At 46.3% G+C, this 20435-nt stretch carries 17 protein-coding genes and 1 riboswitch; of the genes, 10 read left to right on the top strand and 7 right to left on the bottom strand.

The genetic code is table 11. From position 1 onward, the window contains the following. The first annotated feature begins 21 nt into the window (after positions 1–21). Positions 22–888 carry a YicC/YloC family endoribonuclease gene (locus CWO13_RS15835; RefSeq protein WP_108083169.1) on the top strand — a complete coding sequence of 289 codons (867 nt, stop codon included), beginning with the start codon at positions 22–24 and terminating at the stop codon, positions 886–888. A 347-nt stretch (positions 889–1235) separates the two neighbouring features. On the opposite strand, the gene cspE is transcribed toward CWO13_RS15835, so the two are convergent. The 3 genes from cspE to CWO13_RS15820 form a co-directional block, all read right to left on the bottom strand. Continuing rightward, the gene (gene cspE, locus CWO13_RS15830) at positions 1236–1448 is read right to left on the bottom strand and encodes a transcription antiterminator/RNA stability regulator CspE (RefSeq protein ID WP_004735656.1); all 213 of its coding nucleotides are present in this window, start codon (positions 1446–1448) and stop codon (positions 1236–1238) included. Positions 1449–1758: 310 nt separating this feature from the next. Continuing rightward, positions 1759–2184: a phosphate-starvation-inducible protein PsiE gene (locus tag CWO13_RS15825; protein WP_050652097.1), complete on the bottom strand. Its 426-nt coding sequence runs from the start codon at positions 2182–2184 to the stop codon at positions 1759–1761. A gap of 189 nt (positions 2185–2373) precedes the next feature. Further along, positions 2374–3744 carry an NCS2 family permease gene (locus tag CWO13_RS15820; protein WP_057621827.1) on the bottom strand — a complete coding sequence of 457 codons (1371 nt, stop codon included), beginning with the start codon at positions 3742–3744 and terminating at the stop codon, positions 2374–2376. Between the two features lie 58 nt (positions 3745–3802). Beyond that, a riboswitch (purine riboswitch) is annotated at positions 3803–3902 on the bottom strand. A gap of 324 nt (positions 3903–4226) precedes the next feature. On the opposite strand from CWO13_RS15820, the gene gmk reads away from it, so the two are divergent. The 4 genes from gmk to recG all read left to right on the top strand — a co-directional run bounded on the left by gmk (position 4227) and on the right by recG (position 10155). Further along, positions 4227–4850: a guanylate kinase gene (gene gmk, locus CWO13_RS15815; protein ID WP_048661314.1), complete on the top strand. Its 624-nt coding sequence runs from the start codon at positions 4227–4229 to the stop codon at positions 4848–4850. A gap of 116 nt (positions 4851–4966) precedes the next feature. Further along, positions 4967–5239, top strand: coding sequence for a DNA-directed RNA polymerase subunit omega (gene rpoZ / locus CWO13_RS15810; protein WP_009848003.1), 273 nt, complete (start codon positions 4967–4969; stop codon positions 5237–5239). 39 nt (positions 5240–5278) lie between these two features. Next, complete coding sequence (gene spoT, locus CWO13_RS15805; RefSeq protein ID WP_048661313.1) at positions 5279–7405, top strand: bifunctional GTP diphosphokinase/guanosine-3',5'-bis pyrophosphate 3'-pyrophosphohydrolase; 2127 nt, start codon at positions 5279–5281, stop codon at positions 7403–7405. Between the two features lie 671 nt (positions 7406–8076). Then, a complete protein-coding gene (gene recG / locus CWO13_RS15800; RefSeq protein ID WP_107899020.1) occupies positions 8077–10155 on the top strand; it encodes an ATP-dependent DNA helicase RecG in 2079 nt (692 codons plus the stop codon). Between the two features lie 237 nt (positions 10156–10392). Here the strand turns inward: recG and envZ are convergent, their stop codons facing one another. Next, positions 10393–11691 (bottom strand): two-component system sensor histidine kinase EnvZ, encoded by a 1299-nt coding sequence (gene envZ / locus CWO13_RS15795; protein ID WP_102432194.1) that lies wholly within the window; start codon positions 11689–11691, stop codon positions 10393–10395. A gap of 165 nt (positions 11692–11856) precedes the next feature. Beyond that, positions 11857–12576, bottom strand: a complete 720-nt coding sequence (gene ompR, locus CWO13_RS15790) for an osmolarity response regulator transcription factor OmpR (protein ID WP_008218409.1) — start codon at positions 12574–12576, stop codon at positions 11857–11859. Between the two features lie 177 nt (positions 12577–12753). Here ompR and greB point away from each other — a divergent pair, with 177 nt between their 5' ends. Then, positions 12754–13236 (top strand): transcription elongation factor GreB, encoded by a 483-nt coding sequence (gene greB, locus CWO13_RS15785; RefSeq protein ID WP_017062470.1) that lies wholly within the window; start codon positions 12754–12756, stop codon positions 13234–13236. A 664-nt stretch (positions 13237–13900) separates the two neighbouring features. Then, complete coding sequence (locus tag CWO13_RS15780; protein WP_108083168.1) at positions 13901–16231, top strand: Tex family protein; 2331 nt, start codon at positions 13901–13903, stop codon at positions 16229–16231. Between the two features lie 250 nt (positions 16232–16481). Here the strand turns inward: CWO13_RS15780 and CWO13_RS15775 are convergent, their stop codons facing one another. Both CWO13_RS15775 and bioH read right to left on the bottom strand, forming a co-directional pair. After that, a complete protein-coding gene (locus tag CWO13_RS15775) occupies positions 16482–16955 on the bottom strand; it encodes a hypothetical protein (RefSeq protein WP_048661309.1) in 474 nt (157 codons plus the stop codon). Between the two features lie 341 nt (positions 16956–17296). Then, on the bottom strand, positions 17297–18073 hold the full coding sequence (gene bioH / locus CWO13_RS15770) for a pimeloyl-ACP methyl ester esterase BioH (RefSeq protein WP_108083167.1): 777 nt from the start codon (positions 18071–18073) through the stop codon (positions 17297–17299). Between the two features lie 93 nt (positions 18074–18166). Here bioH and CWO13_RS23490 point away from each other — a divergent pair, with 93 nt between their 5' ends. The 3 genes from CWO13_RS23490 (at position 18167) to nudE (ending at position 20424) form a co-directional block, all read left to right on the top strand. After that, complete coding sequence (locus CWO13_RS23490) at positions 18167–18880, top strand: ComF family protein (protein ID WP_170960807.1); 714 nt, start codon at positions 18167–18169, stop codon at positions 18878–18880. Between the two features lie 109 nt (positions 18881–18989). Continuing rightward, on the top strand, positions 18990–19574 hold the full coding sequence (nfuA, locus tag CWO13_RS15760; RefSeq protein ID WP_048661415.1) for a Fe-S biogenesis protein NfuA: 585 nt from the start codon (positions 18990–18992) through the stop codon (positions 19572–19574). A 298-nt stretch (positions 19575–19872) separates the two neighbouring features. Beyond that, positions 19873–20424 carry an ADP compounds hydrolase NudE gene (nudE, locus tag CWO13_RS15755; protein WP_102432196.1) on the top strand — a complete coding sequence of 184 codons (552 nt, stop codon included), beginning with the start codon at positions 19873–19875 and terminating at the stop codon, positions 20422–20424. Positions 20425–20435 lie beyond the last annotated feature (11 nt).

Genomic DNA, 20435 nt, shown 5'->3' with positions numbered 1-20435 from the left:
GATAAAAGACAGGAAAATTCGATGATTTATAGTATGACCGCGTACGCACGCAAAGAAGTAAAAGGCGATTGGGGCAGCGCAGTATGGGAAATCCGTAGTGTAAACCAACGCTACCTAGAAACTTACTTCCGTATGCCTGAACAGTTCCGTGGTTTAGAGCCAATCCTACGTGAGCGTTTCCGTAAGCGTCTAGCGCGCGGTAAGGTTGAATGTAACCTACGCTTTGAAGCAAACCCTGCAGCAAAGGGTGAACTAAGCATTAACGAAGGCTTAGCTCAGCAAGTCATTAATGCAGCCAACCAAGTAATGACGATGACAGGCGAAGAGAGCCGTTTGAACCCATTCCAAATCATGAACTGGCCTGGCGTGATGGAAACTCCAGAGCAAGACATGGATGCTATCAACAAAGACCTACTAGAAGCATTCAACGATGCTATCTCAGAGTTCATTGACGCTCGTGCTCGTGAAGGTGAAAACATGAAGGCGCTAATCGTACAGCGCTTAGATGCAATCACTGAAGAAGTCGTAAAAGTTCGTGCACGCATGCCAGAAATCCTAGAGTGGCAACGTGAGCGTCTTCTTACCAAATTTGAAGATGCGAAAATCGAGCTTGAAGGTTCTCGTGTTGAGCAAGAGCTTATCCTACTTGCGCAGAAGTCAGACGTAGCAGAAGAGCTAGACCGTCTAGACTCTCACGTGAAAGAAGCGAATGTAGTACTGAAGAAAGGCGGCGCTTGTGGCCGTAAGCTTGACTTCATGATGCAAGAGTTCAACCGTGAGTCAAACACGCTAGCATCTAAGTCTATCAGCACAGACATCACAGCATCGGGCGTAGAGCTTAAAGTTCTTATCGAACAGATGCGTGAGCAGATCCAAAACATTGAATAACAGTTTGTCAGTAACACACTGTGAATAGCCATTAGCTGAATCAGTGTTGATTAACTAACAGTGTTGATTAGATCAAGATAAGCTCCTAGTTTTAGGGGCTTTTTTTATGGATACAGTAATGAAAATCAAGGCTAGTCAGTAAGCGGATAGTTACGCTGGAGATTTACTTAGAGCAAGAAATAGATACAGCGATAGATAGAACGAGATGACGGATGTAAAACAGGATTTTTGATATTTTGAGGAGGTATTGCAAGTGGAGAAGAGTGTTACGGTAAAACTGAGGAGGAAACAGATTTGAGAGAGAAAGTGACGCAAGTTGCTGTTGCAACCTGCGCCGACTTAAAATCTTATAGAGCTACAACGTTTGCAGCTTGAAGACCTTTTTGGCCTTGCTCTACTTCGAAAGACACTTGTTGGCCTTCTTTAAGAGTCTTGAAACCTTCAGAAGCGATTGCACGGAAGTGTACGAATACGTCAGCGCCGCCGTTGTCTTGAGTTAGGAAACCGAAGCCTTTCTCTTCGTTAAACCATTTTACTACGCCGTTTGTTTTGTTAGACATGATGTGTCCCTTATATAAAAATAAAAAATTAATCGCCAAAAGTGCGATGCGCTGAAAGCTTGAATTATTTAATGTATCTATGAAGCTAAGGGAAACACTGAGAATAACAATGAAGCAATACTAAGGGTTTTACTTTACAACTGGATGTTTCATTTAATAACCCTGAAAACAGAGCGACGCCATTCTTGGTGATCTTAGCCTGCTTGTAAAGCGTTATTTGGATAAATCGATGCTTTTTTGTTCAATTAGCCCAATTAAAAACCCAACGATATCGCTGGGCTTCATTTATAAAACCTTAACCTTCAAAGTGTTACTCATCTGGCTGCTTGGTTCGAAGGTCTACATACGGCCAATAATGATGCCCAACACGAATCAAGAGTGTTGCAGCGGCCAAGATAAATGCCGCTAAAGATAACCAAACGATCAATACCGCATCGAGTTCTTTCATGCCCAAAGTGATGTAACGAGCAATCGCCATCATCGCGATATAGATTGGGTATCGCACTGGGATCTTACCGTTCATCACAAACTGCTGAACCATGGCCAACACTTCTAAATAGATAAACATCAGTAGAATGTCGGTCAGCTGTACACGGCGTTCAGCGAAAACATGCATGAACTCTTCGACCATCGCAAACAAGGTCGCGAGCGTGATCGCCACCAGCAATACCGCTTCCATAATGTGGAATACTTTTAAAAACGGCTTACTAAAAGATCTAGGTAAATTAGAAGGCATAGTCACTCTTCAAAAAATAATTAATCCAGTCTCTACAATAGCATGCATCAATATAAGTCGCTCACTCTCTGTCGGAGAACACCATCAATTGCACACCTTTTGTAGAAGCCGCAGATACAAAAATGGCCCCACATTCACTGCAGAGCCATCTATTCATTCTTCGTCTCAGCTTAACTCAGCCGATTAGCCTTAAAGCAGAATCAGGTAAGTTAAGAACACCACACACAGTCCGTAGATAAGCGGGTGCACTTCTTTACGCTTACCTGCCACAACCATTGTGAATGCGTAGCTGATAAAGCCCATCGCCATACCGTTCGCTGGAGAGAAGCTTAGCACTGTGAACATGATGGTGAAGAAGGCCGCAATACGTGACTCTTTCTTCTCCCAGTTGATCTGACCAAGACGACCTACCATGTAGATGCCCACTACTACCATCGCCGGTGCAACCATTGCAGCTGAGAAGATAGAGAATATTGGGTATAGGAACAGCGAGATTAAGAACAGACCAGCCACCATCACTGCTGCCAAGCCCGTTTTCGCACCTTGAGAAGAAGCAATGCCAGACTCGGAGAACGCGGTAATAGATGTAGTACCTAGAATCGAACCAATCACCGTACCACCCGCATCTGCCACTAGAGCCGATTTCGCGTTTGGCACCTTGCCGTCTTTATCGATAATACCCGCATCGCGACCAACGCCAACAATCGTGCTCAAGCCATCAAAGAAATCAACAATCAGGAAGATCAGTACGATGAACAATAGGTCGAACATTTTCTCTGGCGTGAAAGCAGAGAAATCAAAGATAGCGCCGAAGCTACCTGCCATGCTCGGTGGCATCGCAACTAACTGTTCAGGGATTGGCGCGTTTGAAGTGCCCATGAAGACGTCAGCAAGAATGGTCAACACGATAGCCGAAACGAACGAGATAAACGTCGCTAGTTTGATATCACGAACCATACAACCCAGTGCGATGAAAATACTCACGTAAGCGATGATCACTTTTGGATCGGAAATGTCACCTAAGCCAACCAATACGAATGGGTTAGAAACGATGATGCCCGCATTCTTAAGACCTAAGAAAGCAATGAACAAACCGAGAGAAACGGTAATCGCCAACTTCAAGTCTTCAGGAATCGACTCAATCATCGATTTACGGATATTGGTCAACGAGAACGCGAGGTACAAGATACCTGATAGGAAAATGCCGAACAGTGCCTCATTCCAAAGTACTGCGACTGAACCACTTAATAGCAAACCTTTGAAGAAGCCGTTCATGCTCATGCCCGGCGCAAGCATCACTGGGTAGTTGCCCCAAATGCCCATGATTAGGGTTGCGATAGCCGCAGACAGAGCCGTTGCAGTAAACACGGCACCTTTATCCATGCCAGGAATACCACCCAAAATCGCTGGGTTAACCGCTAGGATGTAGCTCATTGCCAAGAAAGTAATGAAACCTGCATACAGCTCAGTGCCGATCGTGGTCTTTCTTTCAGTGATTTTAAACATTGAATCAAGCGAGCCAGAGGTGTTCTGGGCTTTCAGGGTGGAATCGGTACTCACAACAAAACCTATGCAATAAATTAAGAATTTGGTGATTCAAATGCTGTGAGAATAGAGAGGTCTCTACACTAAAAACTGTAGTCACCAAGATAGGCTCGGTAGTAGAAACATCTAGACCATATCACTAGATATATACAGCATTTAATCGTTTGCGCGGATTGTAAGGATTGAGATTAAAACTTCAACAAATTTTGTCGAGATCACATAAAAAAGTGCAGCTGATGAGTGATTACATTTCTAGAACGATCTTTGAGAAGATCATTCGCCAATAAATAACGATCAAGCCAGTTGTTCTCAATCATCTAAATGTGCTACTCTTCGCCTCCATTTTTCTGACCTAATTTTCACCAGTTGCTTCTATTAGTTTTACTCGTTATCCCTTTATAGACGTAACCAGCGGAACAACAATTAGAGTCAGTGCTATCTTTTATAGTGTCGGTTTATCGCCTTCACTCAATCCAACCAACAGTGGAAATATACAGATGGGCAAAGGTACTCTTTACATCGTATCTGCACCTAGTGGCGCAGGTAAGTCGAGCTTGATCTCAGCAATGCTAGAAACCAATCCAACCTACGCAATGAAGGTATCTGTTTCACACACCACTCGCGGTATGCGCCCTGGTGAAGAGAATGGTGTTCACTACCACTTTGTAGAAAAACATCACTTCGAAGACCTTATTGGTAAAGGTGAGTTCCTAGAGTACGCAGAAGTATTCGGCAACTACTACGGTACTTCACGCGTGTGGATTGAAGAAAACCTAGACCGCGGTATCGATGTATTCCTAGATATCGACTGGCAAGGTGCTCGTCAGATCCGTGAACAAATGCCTCAAGCGAAGAGTGTATTCATTCTTCCACCATCAAATGGTGAGCTAGAGCGTCGTTTGAATGTTCGCGGTCAAGATAGCGACGAAGTTATTGCGAAACGCATGAGCGAAGCAAAATCAGAGATTTCTCACTATGCAGAATACGATTATGTGATCGTGAATGATGACTTTGATGCAGCCCTAATGGACTTCAGAGCAATCATTCGTGCGGAGCGTTTGAAAGAAGATAAGCAAGCAGCTAAATACAGCGGCATGCTTACAGCACTACTGGCGGAATAATCTAGAACTGGATTTTCCATTGAGATAAGTATACGGTGATCTAGAAAGTCTCTAGTTAAACTTGTATACTTTCTCGTCATCAAAAATTTATTAGTTAATTACTATTTGGAGTCCTCATGGCACGCGTAACTGTTCAAGACGCTGTTGAAAAAGTTGGCAACCGTTTCGACCTAGTTCTTATTGCGGCTCGCCGCGCACGTCAAATGCAAACTGGCGGTAAAGATTCACTAGTGCCTGAAGAAAACGATAAGCCAACGGTTATCGCTCTTCGCGAAATCGAAGAAGGTCTTATCACTAAAGACGTACTAGATGCTCGTGAGCGTCAAGAGCAACAAGAGCAAGAAGCGGCTGAACTTGCAGCAGTAAGCAGCATCGCTCACACTCGATAAGAACGTCATTCGAACTAATTAACCTTCCGGGCCTTTAATTTGTATCTATTCGATAGCCTCAAAGACGTTGCCCAAGAATACCTAACAGAGCCTCAAATTGAGGCTCTGCGTCAATCTTATGTGGTAGCGAGAAACGCCCATGAAGGGCAAACCCGTTCAACGGGTGAACCATACATAATCCACCCTGTTGCTGTTTCAAGAATCCTGGCAGAAATGCGTCTGGATATCGAAACTCTGCAAGCAGCCCTACTCCATGATGTAATTGAAGATACTGAAGTTACAAAAGAGGAGTTAGAAGCTCAATTTGGCAATACTGTTGCTGAACTGGTTGATGGTGTATCTAAGCTGGATAAGCTTAAATTTCGTGATCGCAAAGAAGCGCAAGCAGAGAACTTCCGCAAGATGGTTCTCGCGATGGTGCAAGACATCCGCGTTATCTTGATCAAATTAGCTGACCGTACTCACAACATGCGCACGCTTGGGGCACTTCGTCCTGACAAAAAGCGTCGTATTGCTCGTGAAACCCTCGAGATTTATTCTCCGCTAGCTCACCGTCTTGGTATTCATAACATCAAGACCGAACTAGAAGAATTAGGCTTCGAAGCCCTTTATCCGAACCGTTATCGCGTACTTAAAAACGTAGTGAAAGCTGCGCGTGGTAACCGTAAGGAGATGATCCAACGTATCCATAGCGAAATCGAAGGCCGCCTTGAAGAAGTCGGTTTGCCTGCTCGCGTACTTGGTCGTGAGAAGAATCTGTTCTCCATCTATAACAAGATGAAAACCAAAGAGCAGCGCTTCCACACCATTATGGATATCTACGCTTTCCGCGTAGTGGTTGATACCCCAGATACTTGTTATCGCGTACTTGGTCAGGCTCACAGCCTGTACAAGCCTCGTCCTGGCCGCATGAAAGACTATATTGCAGTACCAAAAGCCAACGGCTACCAATCTCTGCACACGTCAATGATCGGCCCTCACGGGGTGCCAGTTGAGGTCCAGATCCGTACTGAAGATATGGAGCAAATGGCAGATAAAGGTGTCGCGGCGCACTGGTCTTACAAAGGTAATGGCTCGCGCAGCAGTAACGGGACAACCGCACAGGTTAAAGCACAACGTTGGATGCAGAGCTTACTTGAGCTACAACAAAGCGCAGGTAACTCATTCGAATTCATTGAAAACGTTAAATCTGATCTGTTCCCAGATGAGATCTTCGTATTCACGCCGAAAGGTCGCATTGTCGAACTTCCGGCAGGTGCAACAGCGGTCGATTTTGCTTACGCGGTGCATACCGACGTCGGCAACATGTGTGTAGGTGCTCGTGTAGACATGAACCCTTACCCACTCAGCAAATCGCTGAAGAATGGCCAAACCATTGAGATAATCAGTGCTCCGGGCGCACGTCCAAATGCGGCATGGCTCAACTACGTGGTGACATCACGTGCACGTACTAAGATCCGTCAGGTTCTGAAAACCATGCGTCGTGAAGAGTCGATTACCCTTGGTCGTCGTCTACTGAACCACGCACTTGGCGAGCACTCTATTACCGATATCGGCCAAGAGAATCTCGAACATGTATTGTCTGACTTGCGCCTAGAAAGCGTTGAAGACTTGCTCGCATCAATTGGTCTTGGTGAGCTGATGAGTATCGTTATTGCTCGTCGTCTACTGGGTGATGCTGACGAACTGACGGAAGTGAAAAACAACAGCGATGCGCCTAGGAAGAAACTGCCTATTCGTGGTGCTGAAGGCCTGCTACTGACGTTCGCTAACTGTTGTCACCCGATTCCAGACGATCACATCATTGCTCATGTATCTCCAGGTCGTGGCCTTGTGGTTCACCGCGAAACGTGTCCAAACGTTCGTGGTTACCAGAAAGAACCAGATAAATACATGGCGGTTGAATGGTCTGACGATTACAACCAAGAGTTCACTGCTGAGCTTCAGGTTGATCTGCAGAACCATCAAGGTGCACTGGCTGAGCTAACCAATGTTATCTCGAAAACAGGCTCTAACATTCACGGTATTTCAACCGAAGAACGTGATGGACGCTTGTACACAGTGACAATCTTGCTGACCACCAAAGATCGTGTTCACCTTGCGAGCATTATGAAGAAGCTACGTGTGATGCCACACGCGCTGAAAGTAAGACGTCGTAAGAACTGATCAAAATAAAGATGAGGGATTCGAGATGGCGGGATGCGAAGAGCAAAAGACTTCGTGACTCACCATCTTGGCTCCACATCTGATTTAGTTTTTGAATATCGATAGATAAAGCGATAAGGCAGATGAGAGATACGAGTCTCGAGATGCGAAGAGCAAAAGCTTTTCACCACTCAACCTTTCGTATTTTGAGTCTGCTTTAATTTTATGTATTGCTTTAATCTTTCCATATCCCGTTCACTCACACCCAATATCTGCTCTTAATCTTTTCGAATCTCGTTTACTCTCATCCCGCATCTGCTCTTCATCCCTTCGCATCTCGTTTACTCGCATCCCACATCTGTTCTTACCTTTTCGCATCTCGCTTACTCGCCCCCCTTATCTGCTCTTACCGTTTCACATCTCGTTTACTCGCACCCCATATCTGCTCTTATCCTTTCGCATCTCGTTTACTCACATCCCGTATCTACTCTTATCCTTTCGCATCTCGTTTACCCGCATCCCGCATCTGCTCTTCATCCCTTCGCATCTCGTTTACTCTCATCCCGCATCTGCTCTTCATCCCTTCGCATCTCGTTTACCCGCATCCCGTATCTGCTTCTAAGCTTTATCCTGTACAAAAATCCAGTAAAATGCTTGAATAGATTATCCCTCTTACGTTTATGAGCCTTGTTATGTCACAGCTTTTATCTGCTATCCCTCTCAACTCTTTATCTGGAGTCGGCGCTAAAGTCGCAGAGAAACTGGAAAAGGTTGGGCTTAACAACGTACAAGACCTGCTATTTCACCTTCCTTTGCGCTACGAAGATCGGACACGTATCTATCCAATCGTAAAGTTACACGCCGGCCTTTGGGCTGCTGTACAGGGCAAAGTAATGCACGTCGATACCATTTTCGGTAAACGTAAGATGCTCGCAGTAAAGATCAGCGATGGTAACGGTACGATTACGCTGCGCTTTTTCAACTTTACTGCAGGAATGAAGAATAACTTTGCTGAAGGCAAACAAGTGCACGCCTACGGCGAGATCAAACGCGGTAATATGGGACTTGAGATCGTCCACCCTGACTACAAGTTCTTTGCCCCAAGGCAGCAGCCAGATGTTGAAGCTAACCTGACCCCGGTGTACCCAACCACTGAAGGGCTAAGACAAGTCACACTGCGCAACCTCACTGACCAAGCTCTAGAGCTAATCGACAAAGCTGCCGTCAATGAGCTGCTACCGTCTGGCTTGTACGACCACCAAATTACTCTAGCACAAGCACTGCATACCATTCACAGGCCTCCTCCAGGCATTGACCTAGAGCTGTTTGATGAAGGTAAACACCCTGCTCAACTGCGTCTGATTATGGAAGAGCTACTGGCTCAAAACCTGTCGATGCTGTCTGTTCGTAGCAAAGGACAGCAAGACAAGGCGATGCCTTTTCCTCCAGCGAACACCCTCAAAGATAAGCTGTTGGCTCAGCTGCCTTTTTCTCCGACCAATGCGCAAGCACGAGTGACCAAGGAGATCGAAGCTGACTTGGAAAAGCCGCACCCTATGATGCGTTTAGTGCAAGGGGATGTAGGTTCAGGTAAAACCTTGGTTGCTGCACTAGCGGCGGTTCGCGCACTGGAACATGGCCAACAAGTCGCCTTGATGGCACCAACAGAACTATTAGCCGAGCAGCACGCGATTAATTTTACTAACTGGTTTGAAGCAATGGACATTCAAGTCGGTTGGCTGGCAGGTAAACTCAAAGGCAAAGCCCGTGAAACCGAACTGGCACGCATTGCTAGCGGCGAAGCGCAAATGGTGGTCGGTACTCATGCCTTGTTCCAAGAACATGTCGAGTTCAAAAACCTTGGCTTAGTGATCATCGATGAGCAGCACCGATTTGGTGTCCATCAGCGTTTAGAGCTACGTGAAAAAGGGGCAAAACAAGGCTATTACCCGCACCAGCTAGTGATGACAGCAACACCAATTCCACGAACGCTCGCCATGACGGCCTATGCCGATCTCGAAACCTCGATTATCGATGAACTGCCACCGGGTCGTACACCGATTCAAACCGTGGCGATTCCTGATACCAAACGGGATGATATCGTTGAGCGGGTGCGTAATGCGTGTCTTAATGAAGGAAAACAGGCCTACTGGGTATGTACGCTGATTGATGAATCCGAAGTATTGGAAGCGCAAGCCGCTGCTGATACCGCAGAAGAGCTGCAACGTAAATTGCCAGATGTGAAAATTGGTCTGGTACACGGCCGAATGAAACCCGCCGAGAAACAAGCGGTGATGCAAGAATTCAAAGAGAACAAACTGCACCTATTGGTTGCGACTACGGTGATTGAAGTGGGTGTGGATGTACCTAACTCGAGCTTAATGATCATCGAGAACCCAGAACGTCTTGGTCTAGCACAACTGCACCAATTACGTGGCCGTGTTGGTCGTGGTTCGGTCGCAAGTCATTGTGTACTGCTGTATCACTCGCCGCTATCTAAAACCGCTCAGAAACGTTTAGGTGTACTGCGTGAAAGTAACGATGGCTTTGTGATTGCTCAACGAGACTTAGAGATCCGTGGCCCCGGCGAGCTACTTGGTACTAAGCAAACTGGCCTAGCCGATTTTAAGATTGCTGACTTGGTACGAGACCAACGTTTAATCCCTGAAGTACAGCGTATCGCACGTCATATTCACGATAGCTACCCAGACAATGCTAAGGCGATCATCAATCGCTGGTTGGGTGAGCGTGATGTTTATTCTAAGGCGTAACTAGCAAAACTAACGTAATCCAAAACGCAAAAGGCTTCCCTCAAGGAAGCCTTTTTCGTGTGTGTTACTTCCATCAATCAAGAACGAGATTCCCTATTCGCTCGTTCCTCACGATAGAGAATGACGATCAAAGTAAACTGTCATCGTCAAAGTCCATGGTTAGCAATGCGTCATCCTCGAGAGGGAAGAATGGCCGAGTCGGGGATCTATGTTCAGCCCCCAACCACTCAATAAAACCTAAGGCTTCACTGGGAAACTGATCTGAGCCTTCAAGCCACCTTCACTACGGTTATTCACCACTACCGCACCTTGATGTTGGCTGACAATGCGCTTCACAATTGCCAAGCCTAAGCCCGTACCCTCACTGCCTCGAGCCGTATCACCGCGAGTGAACGGTTCAAACAACTTACCGACTTGGTCTTGTGGGATGCCCGGACCATTATCTTCTACCGTCACCCAAGCCAACTTATTATCTGCAGTCATACCGGTCGATACCTTGACCCAACCATTACCATAGCGCAGCGCGTTCACCACCAAGTTACTCACTGCACGCTTCATCGCGATCGGGTTGCCCAACGCAGGTTTCATGGTTTCTGGAATATCGGTTTCAATCTGAACCTCGTAGCCACCCTCAGAGCTCGATACTTCGCGTGCAATATCATCGACAAACACCGCTTGGAATGAATCACGATCGACTGGCTTTAAGTAATCCATGAACTGACTGATGATCTCGTTACACTCTTCAGTATCACTGATGATCCCTTCGGCTAAGTAGGCATCCTCTGGGGACATCATCTCAGTCGCTAAGCGAATACGCGTTAACGGAGTACGCAAATCATGACTGATACCGGCCATCAAGAGAGCCCTATCTTCTTCCAGTTCTTGTATGCCTTTCGACATCTGATTGAATGCACGAGTTACCGAACGAATTTCTTGCGCACCTTGCACTGGTAATGGCGGTGGAATGTCACCGCGCCCAACACCTTGTGCGGCTTTCTCTAGCGCAATGAGCGGGCGGTTTTGCAATCGGATAAACAGCCAACCACCTGCGACGATCAACATCGCCATGATCAAGCTGTTACGAAATAGTGGTGCAAAATCTTCTTCTTGCAACTCAGAGAGTGGTATACGAATCAAAGAGTTAGGCAGCTGAGCAATGTCCATCCACAGCACATAGCTCTCTTTACCTAGAATCAATCGCACTTCGGTTTCAGAGCCCAGCTCTTTGGTCATCTCCTCACTCATCAGGTCAATTGCGACAGCATGATAATACTCACCCGCAGCCTCGCTATCCTTGGCGTGAACCGTCACTCCGAGTTGCTCAAGCACACGCTGACGCAATGGTGCGTCAATCTCGATATCACTACTGCCTTGATCCAATACCAGGTTTAACTCGTGAGCCAAAATCTTATTAAACTGCTGCAAGCTCGGCATCAATGCGTAGTTAAACACGGCGTAATATGAAAAGATTTGGCTAGCAACCAACAGGGTTAAGAAGAGCACTATCGACTGAGTAAAGGAGCTACGTATGCGCATAGGAGACCTAAAGTGAGGGATGATAAAGGGATATAGTGGGAACTATAGCTGTAAACCATTGTGCTGAATACAAAACGGGTCATCACATATTAATGAGATGACCCGTAAATAAAGAATTCTGATTCACAGAATCGATAAAGCGGCTTTTGAGCTTATAAAGCTAGATTACACAGCTTTGCCATCTGGAACGAATACATAACCCAAGCCCCACACCGTTTGGATATAACGGGGTTTGCTTGGATCTTCTTCAACAAGACGACGCAGACGTGAAATCTGAACATCGATAGAACGTTCCATTGCTGAATACTCACGACCACGCGCCATGTTCATCAGCTTATCGCGAGACATTGGCTCACGCGCGTTAGTGACTAGCGACTTAAGTACCGCAAATTCACCCGAAGTAAGCGGCATAGGCTCTTCACCGCGGAACATTTCACGCGTACCTAAGTTCAAACGGAACTCACCAAACTCAACCACAGACTCTTCTGTGCTTGGTGCGCCCGGTGCTTCAATCACTTGGCGGCGCAGTACCGCTTTAATGCGAGCAAGCAGTTCACGCGGGTTAAATGGTTTTGGCAGGTAATCATCGGCACCCACTTCCAAACCCACAATACGATCCACTTCGTCACCCTTTGCAGTCAGCATCAGGATAGGTAGCGAGTTGTTTGCGTTTCTTAGACGACGACAGATCGAAAGACCATCTTCGCCCGGCAACATTAAGTCCAATACCATCAAGTGAAAGTTTTCACGGGTTAACAGGCGGTCCATCTGCTCACTGTTTGCCACGCTACGCACTTGAAAGCCCTGCTCTGACAGATAGCGCTCTAACAGTGCACGTAAACGAGCATCGTCATCGACCACTAAAATTTTGTAGTTTTCTTGCATGTAATGGTTCCACCTATTAAAGCTTAAACCTAAGGTTAAGCATTCTTGGTAAATGTGTATTGGTATAAGACATTAAAAATGTAACATTATTGGAGAAAAAGTCGCCTAAATAATTGTTAACGTATGTTGCCTTTCTATATATTCTATCTTAGATCATCATTTCATTAAGTCAGATTTATGAAAACCAAACTTATAACTCGAGAAGGTTATAACAAGCTTAAAGCAGAACATGACCACTTATGGCACGAGAAGCGTCCAGAGATCACTAAGATAGTCACTTGGGCTGCAAGCCTTGGAGATCGTTCAGAAAACGCAGATTACACCTTCAATAAGCGTTTGCTACGTCAGATTGATCGCCGAGTGCGTTTCTTAAGAAAGTTCCTACCTGATGTCACGATCGTTGATTACTCGCCACAACAAGAAGGTAAGGTCTTTTTCGGGGCTTGGGTCGAAATTGAGAATGATGATGGGGAAATTAAGAAGTTTCGAATTGTCGGCCCTGAAGAGATCTACGGCGATGCTAAAGGCTATATCTCTATCGACTCACCAATGGCACGCGCTCTGCTCAAGAAAGAAGTGGATGATGAGTTTACGGTAAAAACACCGGAAGGCGACAAAGAGTGGTTCATTAACTCGATTCGCTACGCAGACAATGAATAACCAAACCTAATATACACTTAGCGATGAGCTGAGTGTTCAAGCAAACTCAAACTCCAGATAAAAGAAAACCCCGCTAGGCTTTCGCCTGACGGGGTTAAGTCTCTATCGCAGCAATCCGGCTACTGTTTATCTCTTCGAGATAAGGTGCTCCCTGCATCTTTCCTTGATAGTGGCTAAATCCTTTAACCAATTTCCTTTTTGTTCATCGCCATCCTAGCGGTGTCCATTCTAGCCTGTCATCCTGACTGGCGAATCTCATCCAGAGATTATTACTTCCTTGCTGACCACTCATCCTAAGTAATCAAATCTTCATCCTGAAGATACCTAGTCCATTAGGCTTTTTCCTGTTCCTGCCAACTCCCTGTCGACAAGTTAAATATTACGGTAATTGAGCGAGTTTCCTAGATAGTTGCAAAAAACATTTCAGGTGGGAAATACGCCCACAAACACACAATCCAATAAAATCAATTACTTAGATAAAAAACAAGACGATTTCATTGGTTTAAAGCGACTTAGTCTCACATCACTTGTAAGAGATCTCGCACAAAGCAGGTATCAGAAACGGAAATTCGACTTCTGACAGGATAATTACACAGCCAAAGCTAGAAAAAGCGTACGCTCACCCCCATGTATTTGTCATGATATTAAATAAGAGATTCATCGGATGAGCCAAGCTATCTGTCGACTGATCGCTGAAGAACTGAATGTCCGTTCTGAGCAAGTCACTGCCGCAGTAAACCTAATTGACGACGGTAACACCGTTCCCTTTATTGCCCGCTACCGTAAAGAAGTTACGGGTGGCTTAGACGATACCCAACTACGTAACCTTGATAGCCGCCTTTCTTATCTTCGCGAGCTAGACGATCGTCGCCAAACGATTCTTAAGTCGATTCAAGACCAAGGAAAACTCACGCCAGAACTCGAGCGTGATATCACTCAAGCAGACAGCAAGACTCGTCTAGAAGATTTATACCTTCCATACAAACCAAAGCGCCGTACCAAAGGTCAGATCGCGATTGAAGCAGGCTTAGAGCCACTTGCCGATACGTTATGGAATGAACCACAGCACGATCCGGAAACGGAAGCAGCTAACTTCATCAGCAGCGATAAAGGCATTGCCGATACCAAAGCTGCACTGGATGGCGCACGCGCGATCATCATGGAGCGCATTGCGGAAGACGCAAACCTGCTTGAAAAGATTCGCCAACACCTGAACCGCAACGCAGAGCTTGGTGCTCGTGTTGTGGCTGGCAAAGAGAACGAAGGTGAGAAGTTCAAAGACTATTTCGAACACAACGAAACGCTAAACAAAGTACCTTCACACCGTGCGTTAGCCATGTTGCGAGGCCGAAATGAAGGCTTCTTAACGTTGGCAATGAATGCAGACCCTGAACAAGAAGAAGGTGTACGCGGTTCTTACTGCGAGAACATCATCTCTGATCACTACGGTATTACTCTAAGCAGCGCTCCTGCAGATGCTTGGCGTAAGCAAGTGATTAGCTGGGCATGGCGCATCAAGGTTTCTATGCACATGGAAACCGAATTGATGGGCGCGATGAAAGAACGAGCAGAGATCGAAGCAATTGAAGTATTCGCAACCAACCTTAAAGACCTGCTAATGGCTGCGCCTGCTGGCCCTCGAGCAACATTGGGCTTGGATCCAGGTTTACGTACCGGTTCGAAAATCGCTGTTGTGGACTCAACAGGTAAAGTTCTAGCGACAGAGACTATTTACCCTCACCCTCCGCAAAAGCAATACGACAAGTCAGCACACGTTGTTGAGCAGATGGTTCGTCAGTTCAATGTCGACCTGATTGCGATTGGTAACGGCACGGCTTCACGCGAAACCGACAGCTTCGTGGCTGATGTGATTAAGCGTGGCAACCTAAAAGCGCAAAAAATTATAGTTAGCGAAGCAGGTGCATCGGTGTACTCAGCATCTGAGTTAGCGGCAAAAGAATTCCCGAACATGGACGTATCGATCCGTGGTGCGGTGTCTATCGCGCGTCGTCTGCAAGATCCATTGGCAGAGCTGGTGAAGATTGACCCTAAATCGATCGGTGTGGGCCAATACCAACACGATGTGAGCCAAACTATGCTCGCTAAGCGTCTAGATGCGATTGTCGAAGACTGTGTAAACGCCGTAGGCGTTGATGTGAATACTGCGTCTGCCGCACTGCTAACTCGCGTAGCGGGCCTTTCTAGCACCATCGCTCAAAACATCGTGGATTTCCGTGATGAGAATGGTCGCTTCGAAGCACGTACTACGCTGAAGAAAGTCGCTCGCTTGGGGCCAAAAGCCTTTGAACAGTGTGCTGGCTTCCTACGAATTATGGACGGCAAGAACCCTCTCGATGCATCATCGGTTCACCCAGAAGCTTACCCTGTGGTGAAAAGAATCGCTGAGAAAAACCACAAAGACATCAAATCTCTGGTGGGTAACACAGACTTCCTGCGTGGCTTGCATGCCATTGATTACACCAATGAAAACTTTGGTGTACCAACGGTAAGCGACATCATCAAGGAGCTGGATAAACCGGGACGCGACCCTCGCCCTGAATTTAAGACAGCAACCTTCGCTGATGGCGTAAACAGCGTTTCAGACTTAGAACCGGGCATGATTCTAGAAGGCGTGGTATCGAACGTGGCTAACTTTGGCGCCTTCGTTGATATTGGTGTTCACCAAGATGGCTTAGTGCATATTTCAGCGCTCACCGATCGCTTTGTCTCTGACCCCCGTGAAGTGGTTAAAGCCGGTGACATCGTCAAGGTGAAGGTAATGGAAGTCGATGTTCAGCGTAAGCGTATTGCGCTAAGCATGCGTATGAAGGACGAGCCGGGACAAGATAACCGTGCTCAACGTTCAAGTGCACCTCGCACGCAAAACCGCCCGAACCAGAATTCACAAGGTGGACAACGCCGTCGTGAGGAGCCGCAACAAAACGCGGCGATGGGCGGTGCTTTTGCCGCAGCCTTTGCTAAAGCGAAAAAATAATCCATTAGCTCATCTAAAAAGCTGATGTGCTTAAAACAAAAAACCTGCATCCCTTAGGGTATGCAGGTTTTTATTATGTGTTCAAAAAAGACATCGAAGCTGAGCTGTATTCTACGTATTTTATACTCGAAATAATTGGGGTTGCAGCTAGGCAACAAGTAAGTTCATCCCTATGAGCATAGGGGTTCTATGTAATTAGGGTGAACTTACGCAGTTAACAACGCTGCGGCTTCAAGTATGAAGAGTATAATTACAACACAATCAGCATTTCTGATGGAGCATGAGGCGCAACAGCATGACCATAATGATATTTTATGACCTTACGTCGTTTCTCCATCTGTCCCTCCTGAATCGCCGCATCTAAAACATGCTTTGGCAGGCGAAAACGCATGGTATAGCCTTTTCCTTGGTCAGCACTGTAAGTTCTCAGTGCCAACAAGCTGAACAGCCTATCAAAAGGATCTTGTGGCTCTTCTTGGCTAATCGAATTGGCCTCTGACTCGTTCTCCATTTCATAACCCGGATGGTCTGAAGGATCCCAAGCCGACTGCTGCCTTCGCTTATCGTCCGACTTTACCTTTCGCTCTGCATTGGTTTTCGCCAATGCTACGGCGGGAGCGACAGGTTCTCGAACTCTATTATCACGCGCAACTTGCTCTGTTTGCACATTAACGGACGGGGCGATTAGTGGCACACTCACTGCAGTTGCAGGTGACACAATCATCGCGAACTCTCCTCAAGAATCGCCCATCGTTATTGCTATAACGCTGTTGTACTGTGAGTCAGCACAACAGGCATAGCCCAACTTACCGCAATCAGCTCAGGAGAGAGTTAGGTCTGAGTATCATGCTGTACATTGGTGTTATACCAATCGTGGTAAATAACTGCTCAACCTAGCTTGTTAAAACGCTCGATAACGGCGTTAGAACTTTTGATTGTAGAATAACTACTTATCAAAAAGCTCTGCCTTGTTCTCTAGCCTTTTTCCTACACTATTTTTGAACACTTACTTACTGTGATTGGTATTAGGTTATATATCGACCAAGCCGGCGATAAATTTAGCGATTATTTTTGGGCGAAGCTGACCAGTTCACTGCAAAAGGCATCGGCTTCGGTCATAAACGGCGCATGTGAAGACTGCGTGAAGATGTATTGCTCAGTATGAGGCAGAGCATTGCCCAAATCTTTGGCCACCTTGATTGGCACCAATCCATCTAATCGACCATACAAGCGCAACATAGGCATTGAGATCTCAGGCAGCTGTTCACGCAGGTCGACATCCGACAGCATCTTTAAGCCAGCCAATAGCGAATCAGGATTGGGCAACGGGCGAGACAGCACCGCTTGCTTGAGCTGTTTTACATCTTGTCTTGCTGAAGGGCTACCCATGGCTTGCAATGCCATAAAGCGTTCGATAGTGGTTTGGAAGTCTTCCACCAGCTGTTCGGTGAATACGCTTAATACGTTTGGCTGAATACCTCGCCATAATACGGGCTCTTTAGCAGCAGCGAATTTAGGAGAACTGGCGACAGTCACAAGCTTGCTCACGTAATCTGAGTGATGAAGAGCCATGTGCGTTGCGACCAAACCACCGAGCGACCAACCCACCCAGATCGCTTGTTTAGGCGCTTCGGCCAACAGTTGCTGAGCAATCTCTTCAAGATCTTGAGCGTGGCAGTGTGCGCTGTGTCCATACCCTGGTAAATCGACAACATGCACTCGGAAATCAGCTTGTAATGCATTAACGGTTTGTTGCCACACCGCACCGTTCATTCCCCAGCCATGAACCAGTACTAAATCAGGCCCTTGCCCAGAAACATGCCAATATAACGCGTCACTCATTCTCAATATTCCCTACTTTTTCCGTCAGCGATAATCCGTGCTTTTCAGTATGGTTAGCAAAAGGAACACCATAACCCAAAAGCATCGCAAGCTATGTTATCCGATTGGCTACAAAAACACACACCACGTCTGGTCACACCTCAATGCCACCTGTGTAAGCTCGATAAGCTTCCCGAAGACGCACATCCTCGATGGTGCAATTCTTGTCTCAAGCTCTTTGAACCTGTACCACGCTGTCAAAGATGTGGCTTAAAAACACTGACCACTGTCGATCAATGTGGTGAGTGCTTAGCTAATCCTCCGCTTTGGCATCGGCTCTATTGCGTCGGTGATTACACCTTCCCAACAGCAGGCTATATCCAACAAATGAAATACGCTGATAAGTTTTGGTTTGCACGTGATCTGTCTAAGCTATTGGCATCACGTATCGATCAACCTGCTCCGTTGCTCACCAGCGTACCGCTGCATTGGCGCCGATACACCCATCGCGGCTTTAATCAAAGTCAGCTACTGGCCAATTACACGGCTCAAGAGCTTGGCGTTAAAGATGAGGTGTTGTTTCGTCGAATTCGCTCAACAGCTTCCCAGCAGGGGCTGACTAAATCCGCACGATTACACAATCTAAAGAGCGCTTTTGCGCTTCAAAAACAAGACTTTCAAGGAACTATCCCCTCTCACGTCGCGATAATTGATGATGTTGTAACCACCGGCAGTACTGTGTATCAATTATGCCAATTACTACTTGAAGTGGGCGTTAAAAGGATTGATATTTACTGCATCTGCCGCACTCCTGAGCCCTCTGGATAAAAGCTGTGAATCACTACTTGTACAGCAATCCAACAAAAAAGGGCTGAATTACAAATCTGACAGGAGTAGAATGGCGCTAATAACCTACAAATCTACTCAGGTATTCGTCGTGTCAAATATTACTATTACAGAAACAGCTCAAACTCACTTTGCCAATCTGCTGTCACAGCAGCCTGAAGGTACAAACATTCGTGTGTTCGTGGTAAATCCAGGCACACAAAACGCTGAGTGTGGTGTTTCTTACTGCCCAACAGATGCTATCGAAGCGTCTGATACAAAACTTTCTTTCGAAGCATTCTCTGCATACGTAGATGAGTTAAGCCTACCATTCCTAGACGAAGCTGAGATTGACTTCGTGACTGACAAAATGGGCTCTCAACTAACGCTTAAAGCACCAAATGCTAAAATGCGTAAGGTATCTGATGATGCACCGCTTCTAGAACGCGTTGAATACGCAATTCAAACACAAGTTAACCCACAACTTGCTGGTCACGGTGGTCACGTTAGCTTGGTAGAAATCACTGAAGACGGTGCTGCTATCGTAGCATTCGGCGGTGGTTGTAACGGTTGTTCTATGGTTGATGTGACTCTAAAAGAAGGCATCGAGAAAGAACTTCTTCAACAATTCGAAGGTGAACTGACTGCTGTTCGTGATGCAACTGAGCACGATCGTGGTGAGCACTCTTACTACTAATCACTGATTTAGTGTTAGTCGTTATTTGAAAGGTTGATGCGTGAGCATCAACCTTTTTTGTTTTAGGTCTAAGAAAACACGCCCCTATATTAGCTTCCTATGCTCTTGTATTAATGAGCTTAATTATCAAAAACCTCACCTCGTTACCATCTTGAGTAAGGTATTCAAGTGATCGTAATCGACTCCTGCTTCAATAATTTTCGGATATGAAAACTCGGATCTAGGAACTCAACTCTATTTCCCCTATATTAGAATGACTTTATAAGAAAGAATTCCAATGAGCTAAGGAGCGAGCGCAATGACAAAAAGGACCAAGCCAGAAATTTTGGCTCAGCAAACTGTCGCTCAATCAAAACTATTCTCTATCGAGTCTCTCGATTTACGCTTTTCAAACGGTGAAGAGCGCACTTACGAACGCATGAAGCCTAGCGGCCGCAACGCAGTAATGATGGTTCCGATTACTGAGCAAGGCGATATTCTGTTGGTACGGGAGTACGCAGCGGGCACAGAACGCTATGAATTGGGCTTTCCGAAAGGACTTATCGATCCTGGTGAGCAGCCAAACGAAGCCGCGGTTCGTGAACTCAAAGAAGAGATTGGCTTTGGGGCTAACAAACTCACTCCACTCAAGGAAGTGATCCTCGCTCCCTCTTATTTTTCTAGCAAAATGACGCTGTTTATCGCAGAAGACCTCTACCCAGAGAAGCTAGAAGGTGATGAACCTGAACCACTGGACATTGTGCGCTGGCCGCTTGCTCAAGCCGAAGAGCTATTAACGCATCTCGACTTCTGTGAGGCTCGCAGTATTACCGCCCTACTATTGACCCTTCGCTCGCTAAATAACAACTAAAGCCATAAGCG

This window comes from Vibrio sp. ZF 223 (assembly GCF_003050585.1).
Taxonomy (GTDB): Bacteria; Pseudomonadota; Gammaproteobacteria; order Enterobacterales; family Vibrionaceae; genus Vibrio; species Vibrio crassostreae.
This window is presented reverse-complemented; position numbering and strand designations above follow the sequence as displayed.